The organism is Protofrankia sp. CiP1_Cm_nod3, from assembly GCF_982290655.1.
This window is the reverse complement of sequence record NZ_CEVIVD010000059.1, coordinates 25,964-33,336: the sequence shown is the minus strand read 5'-3', so window position 1 is coordinate 33,336 and position 7,373 is coordinate 25,964. Positions and strand designations below refer to the sequence as shown.

4 protein-coding genes and 1 pseudogene are annotated in these 7,373 nt (G+C 73.5%); 3 read left to right on the top strand and 2 right to left on the bottom strand.

Translation table 11 applies throughout. From position 1 onward, the window contains the following. Together AC5LUJ_RS13340 and AC5LUJ_RS13335 are read right to left on the bottom strand one after the other, a co-directional pair. A pseudogene (locus tag AC5LUJ_RS13340) lies at window positions 1-683 on the bottom strand (hypothetical protein); the annotation flags it as partial. 432 nt (window positions 684-1,115) lie between these two features. Further along, complete coding sequence (locus tag AC5LUJ_RS13335) at window positions 1,116-1,847, bottom strand: hypothetical protein (protein WP_250290388.1); 732 nt, start codon at window positions 1,845-1,847, stop codon at window positions 1,116-1,118. Window positions 1,848-2,274: 427 nt separating this feature from the next. Here AC5LUJ_RS13335 and AC5LUJ_RS13330 point away from each other — a divergent pair, with 427 nt between their 5' ends. The 3 genes from AC5LUJ_RS13330 to AC5LUJ_RS13320 form a co-directional block, all read left to right on the top strand. Then, on the top strand, window positions 2,275-2,661 hold the full coding sequence (locus tag AC5LUJ_RS13330) for a GroES family chaperonin (RefSeq protein ID WP_250285733.1): 387 nt from the start codon (window positions 2,275-2,277) through the stop codon (window positions 2,659-2,661). Between the two features lie 668 nt (window positions 2,662-3,329). Continuing rightward, complete coding sequence (locus AC5LUJ_RS13325) at window positions 3,330-3,629, top strand: DUF4193 family protein (RefSeq protein ID WP_250285732.1); 300 nt, start codon at window positions 3,330-3,332, stop codon at window positions 3,627-3,629. 654 nt (window positions 3,630-4,283) lie between these two features. Continuing rightward, window positions 4,284-7,373: winged helix-turn-helix domain-containing protein (locus AC5LUJ_RS13320; protein ID WP_493465021.1), on the top strand; the 3,090-nt coding region annotated here is incomplete at its 3' end.

Below are 7,373 nucleotides of genomic sequence, written 5' to 3'. Positions count from 1 at the left end.
GGTACGGGGGGCGCCTGCGCGGGAGGCAGACCAGCATCGCCTGGCACGAGGCCGCCTGGCATGGGACGGCCTGCCGCGGCGGCAGGCCGCGTCGCGACGGTGGGTGGCGCGGGTGCGGGCGGGACAACGGTGACGGGCGGCGCTGGGGGCGCGACGCCGGCCCCGGGTATGGCGCCGGTACCAGGCGGGATGAGCACGGCGCCGGTACCGGGCTGGATGGGCATGGCGCCGGTACCGGGCGCGGTCTGCGACGCGGCGCTGGCGCCGGGCATGACAGGGGCGCCGGGCATAAGGGGAGCCCCGGGCATGGTGGTCGACGCGGACGCGCTGGCCTGGGCGGATTTCGCCTTCTGGGCCTCCAGAGCCGCCAGGGCCTCCAGAGCAGCCTGGGCGCGCTGCCGCCTGGCTTCTGGATCCGGGGCCTGTGCGTCATCGTCCGGCTCCGGGGACATGCCGGTGACGGCCACGACCGTCGGGCATGGCCAGAGCCGGTCACAGCTCACGCACAGGTCGAACTCGTTCGGTTGGTGGAGGTCGAGTAGCGCGAGCAGGGACCCGATGTGCGCCATCATCTTCGGACCGGCCAGGACGGGACCGTTGGAAATCATGCGAAGTTCCGAGCGCAGCCGGTTGCAGTAGCGCTCGACCTCATCCGTCCGCTGATCCTCCATCGATGCCAGCATGCACCATCATCCGGTGGGAAGTGCTACCGGTACCGTCCTTGAACGGTCATTCCGACCGTCACACTACCTTTTGTAGTTCCTGTCTACCGTCTCTGTCACCGGGTGTCGCTTCTGTTGCCAACGGTCCGGTGTCGCCATCGATGGCCGGGTACCGGCGGCTGGACGGCGACGCGGGCCGGACGACGAACGTCGCCGCCCGACCGCCCGGCGGCCCGATCATCTGGGCAGACGGCAACTCCGGCCATGCGTTCTCCCTGCGTCCCGGGTGGAGGGCGGCCCGATCACCTGGCAGACGGCAACCCGTTGCCGGCCGCGCGCGCCACCGCTCGCCGGCGGCCCGCCCACCGACTGCCCGGCCGCCTCCCACCGGCCGCCGCTGGTCAGCCGCTTGGCGAGTGGCCGTGCGAGTGGCCGGACGGCTGGCCGTGACGCTCATCCCCGTTCGGGGCGGACCTCGTCCGGACGACGGACCTGGCGCATCAGGCCCTCCTGGAGGCGGGCGAACTCCTCGACGTACGGGCTGTCGACCGGGCCGGGCAGGCCTGGCCCGCCCGGGACCGGCTCCTTGATGCCGCCCTGGAGGGCACCGCCCTGGAGGGCACCGCCCTGGAGGGCACCCCCCTGCCGGTCGAAGACCGGCTCGAAGCCGGCGAACTGCCCGCCGACGCCGCCGGGGCCGAGGCGTTCCGGCTGCCCGTCGAAGCTGGGGTAATGGGTGGCGACGGCGGTCGGCGGGGCGCCGCGTTCGCCCTGCCCGTCGTAGCCGCCCGAGAACGAGGGCAGGTTCGGCGGGGGGCCCGGGGCAGGGCGTTCGCTGGGCGCTTCGAACGACGGGTAGTGGGCGCCGTTGCCGTTCGGGCCGCGCTCGTCGGCGGGCGGGTCGTACCCGAACGACGAGCCGTTGGACGACGGCGGGGCCGCACCGATGGCCGGGACGCTTGTGCGGCCGGCTGGTTCGCCGCCCGGCTCGGGCTCGCCCGAGCCGAACGCGTCCGCTGGGGGGTAGATCCGTGCCGACAGGCTGACCGACAGCGGATCGTTACCGTATGTGATTACGTCTACCTGGTCGTCCGCCCCGATGCCGCCGTTGCGGGCCAGGTCAACGAACCGGAAAAGATCAGCCCAGCGCAGGCCGTCAAGGTCCACACTGATTCGCAAAGCCATCGTCGTGCCTCATCTCACGGTTCCAGCGTGCCGACCCAACCATTGCCTGACCCCGTGTTGCCTGTGCCCGGCCCATCGTCTGAGCCACTGCCCGGGCCGCTGTCCGACCGCCGCCTGACCACTGGCCTGGCTCGCCGTTGCCTCCGGTGCCGGAGCAGCCGGACGATACAGGGCCATCCGGTGGTGGCCCGGCGCCGGCCTCGCCGGCCCGGCAACGATGGGAGGCCGACGATGGGCGGCAGCTTATACCCCGTTGGGAGTGCATTCCCCATCCGGGGAGGTTTGTGCGTTTGCGCCGGTAATCCGCGGTCCGCGGGTTGTCGCGGGGTGTTGGCCGGGCTCGGGTGGATCTCGGGCGGACCTGGATGGACGGCGCTGTCGTCCACCGTTGTAGGACGGTGTCGCCCGGGCGGGTAGTGTCCGGCGTGTGAGTGTTGCTTCCGGCGGTGTCAACGGTATGGCTGGCGTTGGCGGCATGGCTGGTGTGGACATGCGTGCCGGATCGTTGCCGATCAGACTTCTTCATGATCGGGTTCTTGTCGCTCCCCGCGAGGACTCGCCCGACCGCCGTTCGAAGGCCGGGATCGTCATTCCCGCCACGGCGCAGATGGGCAAGCGGCTGTCCTGGGCGGACGTGGTCGCGGTGGGTACGGCCGTACGTACCATTCAGGTGAGCGACCGGGTGCTCTACGATCCGGAGGAACGGGCCGAGGTCGAGCTGCACGGCACGACCTACGTGCTCCTGCGCGAGCGGGATGTGCACGCGGTGGCCGCCGAACGCCTCGATGACGGTCTGACCGGCCTGTACCTGTAGGCCTGTCGCCTGTCGCCTGTAGAGTGGTCCGTCCGTGGGGGCCCGCCTCTACGGTGACGGCCGGGAGCTGGGCGTCCGGCCGGCTCCCGGGTGCCCACTTTTTGATCTTCTATGGGTCGTTCCGTCCCGGCGATTCCATGATCACTCTTCTCTGGCTGGGCCCGGTCGGGCCGGAGCAGGACGATCATGTCTGTTCGCGGCCGTGCCGCGGGCCGCGGCAGCAAAGATCATCAACGGGGGTCGTGGGGACGATCCGGACGGATCCGGTAAGGCCTGCCATGCCGGGTTCCCCGAGATGTCCGGACTTGGGCGAGTTGGGGTTATCGGCCCGTCTGCCAGAAATACCACCGCGCTATACCGGAATACCACGAGAAGGCGGATGTGTCGGGTCTGACATCGAGGTGAACGCGTGATGCCTGGCCTGTTGCCGCGCGGAACCGTATTGTACGCGTCGGTCGAGGGAGATCCGTTGTCCTGTATCGACCACGCAGGGATGTAGACAAACCTCGTCGCCTGTGCCCGCGCTGGAGTCGTTGCGTATTGTAGCCGCTCGATCCTGTTCGGGTATGGACCTGGACGGGTACCGACATGCGGCTGTGCGTCGCGTCTCGCGTGCGCAGCCGACAGCAACCGTAGAGAACGACCGGAACTGTAAGGAAGGAGACTCGATGGCTCGTGACTTCGACGCCCGGCGTGGCACTGACGTCGAGGATGACGAACTCCAGGAGCAGAGCCTGGAGACGCTGAAGGCACAGCGGGCCGGAGCCGCGGCCGATCTTGGGGACGATGTCGACGCCCTCGAGGCGGAGCTGGATCTCCCGGACGCCGAGGTGCGCGACGAGGAGCTGTCCCTGCGGGTGCTGCCGAGACAGGCTGACGAGTTCACCTGTACGAGCTGCTTCCTCGTCCACCACCGCAGCCAGCTCGCGGACGCGCATCGCGCGGTGTGCGCGGACTGCGCCGCCTAGCGCCGGTCACCGGAGAAGATCGACGCGGGCTTGTCGCTGGGTACGCCCACAGGACTCGGGAAGCGTACCCAACGACAAACTCGTCTGGATCATGCTCCGTGCGGGTGGCCGCGGCCGGCACACATGGCCGGTTCCCCGTGTGCCTGGCGGCTCTGGCGGCTCTGGCGGCCCTGGCCGGAGCCGCCAGGCACACGATCGCGATCTTTTCAGCCGGCGGTCGCGCGGGGGCGCACCCCGCCGCCGCGGGATGGGAGCCGGGGACGGGAGCCAGCCCGGGAGACCCGGCCACCGGCCTCGGGGCCCCGAGGCCCGCGATGGGTGTGCGTCGTTCGTCCACGGGTGGGCGTCGTCCGTCCACGGGTGGGCGCCGGCCGCGGGGCCGGCTCCTGGGCTCCCCGGCGGCGGGAGGGCCGCTGTCGTGGAGCCGTTGGGGGAGGCCGGTGCGTACGGGGGCCCATGTGACGTTTCCGGTCTTCGTGCCTTGTCCGGTCTTCCTGCCCTGGCGGGCATGACGCCGTCGGACGCGTCGCGGCCCGGCCGCGACTGGCCCCTTTTCGGCGGGTGCGTGGCTGTCCGGCCAGTGGTCTCGCCTTGCCCATAACCGCTTGTCGCGATACCACTACGTTGCGCGCCTGGTCGGTTGGGGGTTGTGACATGGTTGACGGTAAGGTGTCCGCGGCCGTTGCTCGTTACCCGGATACATCCGCCGCGGGGGTGCCCCTCGTCATCGCACGGACGAACGCGCCACCGCTGCCCGCCATCCACGTCCCGCGCATCCGCCTCTGGGAGGCCATCGACCGGGGCGTCCGCGGCGGGGTCACGGTGATCAGCGGGCCGGCTGGTTCCGGCAAGACCGTCCTCGCCGCATCCTGGGCCGCCGCCGGCCGCTGGGCCGGGCCGGTCGTGTGGCTGTCGGTGGACGCGGACGCGACCACCGAGCTGTGGTTCCACCTGCTGTGCGCGCTGGAACGCGGGGGTGCCATCCCGGCGGGAGCCGGGGTGCTGCGGCACGGGCCGGCGGCCCTCAGGTCGGCCGTCGCGGCCGCGGCCGCCGGTGGCCGCGCCACCACCACCGCGGCGGCCGGCGGGACGCCGCCGCTCGTCGGCGACACCGGGCCTCTCCGGCCCCTCGGGCCCGTCGGACCTGCCGGGCCCGTCGGACCTGCCGGATTCATCGGACCTGTCGGACCTGTCGGACCTGTCGGGCCCGGCGGGCCGGGATGGTTCTGGCGGGAGCTGGCCAACGCCCTCACCGAGCTGTCCGCGCCGGTCGTACTGATCATTGACGACGTGCACCTGATCGCCGATCCGGCCGTGGTCGCCGGGCTCGAGCTGCTGGCGGCCTGCGCCGGGCCGACGCTGCGGCTCGTGCTCTGCTCGCGCTACCCGGTCCTCGCGCTGCACCGGCTGCGCCTCGACGGCCGGCTGGTCGAGGTCGGCTCCGCCGATCTCGCCTTCACCGCGGGGGAGACGTCCGCGCTGCTGCGCGCCCACGGCGTCGAGCTGTCCGACGCCGGCCGTGACCAGCTGCTGGCGCGTACCGAGGGCTGGGCCGCGGGCCTGCGGCTGTGGGCCGCCCGTGCCCCCCTCGCCGCCGCGGGCCAGGTGCCCGACGCCGGCGAGGGGAGCGCCGGATGGCCGGGCGGCGCCGATAGCGGTCTCGCCGAAGGCGGTGATGCCACCGCGGCCGGCGGATATCCCGGCCGTGAGGTCGCCGAGTATCTCGGCGCGGAGGTCCTCGGACGCCAGCCGTGGGCGGTCCGCCGCCTGCTGCTGCGTGCCAGCGTGCTCGACCGGCTGACCGGGCCGCTGCTCGACGTCGTCGCCGCCGAGCCCGGTGGGACGGCCGCGGCGCTCACCCCGGCCACCGGCGCCGCCACCGCCGGGCGGGACAGCCCGGCCGTGGACGGGCGGGTGCTGCTGGCGGACCTGGCCCGGACCAACTCGTTCGTGATCGGTATCGACGGTGACGACACCTGGTACCGCTTCCACCGGCTGCTCGCCGAGACCCTGCACGCCGACCTCGTGCGGGAGGCCCCGGAGGACGAGCCCGAACTGCACCTGCGCGCCGCCATGTGGTTCGCCGACCACGGGGACCTCGCCGCCGCCGTGCGGCACGCCGGCCGCGCCGGCGACTGGCGCTACGCCGCCTGCCTGCTTGTCGAGAGCGGCCTCGGGGTGCTCCCCGGGCCAGCCGCCACGGGCGTGGACGTCGAGCGGGCCGGCGCGCTGGTGGACGCCTTCCCCACCGGATCGGCCGACCAGTCGGCCGAGTGCGCCCTTGTCGTGGCGGCCCGTCACCTGCGGGCCGGTGCCGCCGAGCCCGCGGCCGGCTGCCTGGACGCCGCGCGGGCCAGGGCGGCCGGCCTGCCGGCGAAACGCAGGCGTCTGGTGGCGGCCGCCACGGACCTCCTGGAGATCCGGCGCGCCGAGCTGCGGGCGGACACCGACGGAATGCTCAACCACGCCCGCCGGCTGCTGCGCGCCGGCCAGCGTCCGCGCGACGCGTCCGAGTGCTGCGATCCTGGCTGCGAACCCGGCTGTGAACCCGGCCGTGAACCCGGCCAGGATCACGGCCGGTGGGGCTGCCCCGCGGTACGGGCTGTCGCGCTTGCCGCCCGGGGGCGCGCCGATCTGTGGCGCGGCCGTCCGGACAGCGCGTCCGAGACTCTCCGGACGGCGCTGCGGCTGGCCCGGGAGACCGGTATGGACGACACGGAGCTGTCCTGCCTGGGCGGCCTCGCGCTGCTGCACGCCTGGCGCGGGCGGCTGCGCCAGGCCCGGGCGTGGGCCGACGCGGCGGCGGACGCCGCCCGGGGCCGGCCGGCCGGCCCCGGCGGCTCGCTCGGCCCCGGTGGCCTGGCCGGTGCCGGTGCCGGTGGCTTGGCTGGTGCCGGTGCTGGTGGCTTGGTCGACGGCGGTGATCCGGCTGGTCCTGATGGTCCGGTCGGCACCGACGGTGAGCGGCTCCGGCCGGGCGTGGTCGCCGGGCTCGCCGACGCTCACCTCGCGATGGCCGTCGTCGCCTACCACAGCGACGAGCTCGCCACCGCCTGCCAGCATCTCCGGGAGGCGGACAGGTACTGCCAGCGGTGGCCACAACCGGTGACCGCCGAACTGCTCGTCCTGCTCGACGCGGCCGTCCTGGCCCGGCAGGGGGAGGTCCGGGCCGCTCGGCGGCTGCTGGCCGCCCACCGCCCGGCCGGGCTGCCCGACATCTGCCTGCGCGCGCGGCTGGCCACCGAAGGAGATCTTCTTGTCGCGGCGGGTAATCCCGACGCGGCGCTGACCCTGCTGCGACGCGGGATCGCCGACCATCGTCCCGACCCGGCCGAGGTGCTCACCCTGGTACGCGTCCACCTTGCCCGGGCGGACGCGTCCGCAGCCACGACGATGCTCGCCCCGCTGCTGCGGGCCGACACCGGCTTCGGTATCGGCAGCCTCACCGCCGCCTGCGTGCTGGACGCGGTGGCGGCGGACCGCGGCGGGGAGGTGGCGCGGGCGACGGCCTCCCTGGCCCGCGCGCTGGCGCTGGCCGAGGACGAAGGCGCGCTGCGCCCGTTCGTGGACGCGGGAGAGGTGATCGTCAGGCTGCTGCGGGCGCATCCCGGGCTGCGGGCGGCCCATCCCGCGTTGGTGGACCGGCTGCTCGACCGGGCCGGGGCCGGGCCCGCCGGCCACGCTCCGTCCCCCACATCCCCCACATCCAGCGCGCCTGGGGGGTCTGTGAGGCCCGTGGCGGCC

Excerpts from the sequence above, each read along its gene's own strand:
- AC5LUJ_RS13325 (WP_250285732.1), top strand. The coding sequence starts at position 3,330 with ATGGCTCGTGACTTCGACGCCCGGCGTGGCACTGACGTCGAGGATGAC.
- AC5LUJ_RS13335 (WP_250290388.1), bottom strand. The coding sequence starts at position 1,847 with ATGGCTTTGCGAATCAGTGTGGACCTTGACGGCCTGCGCTGGGCTGAT.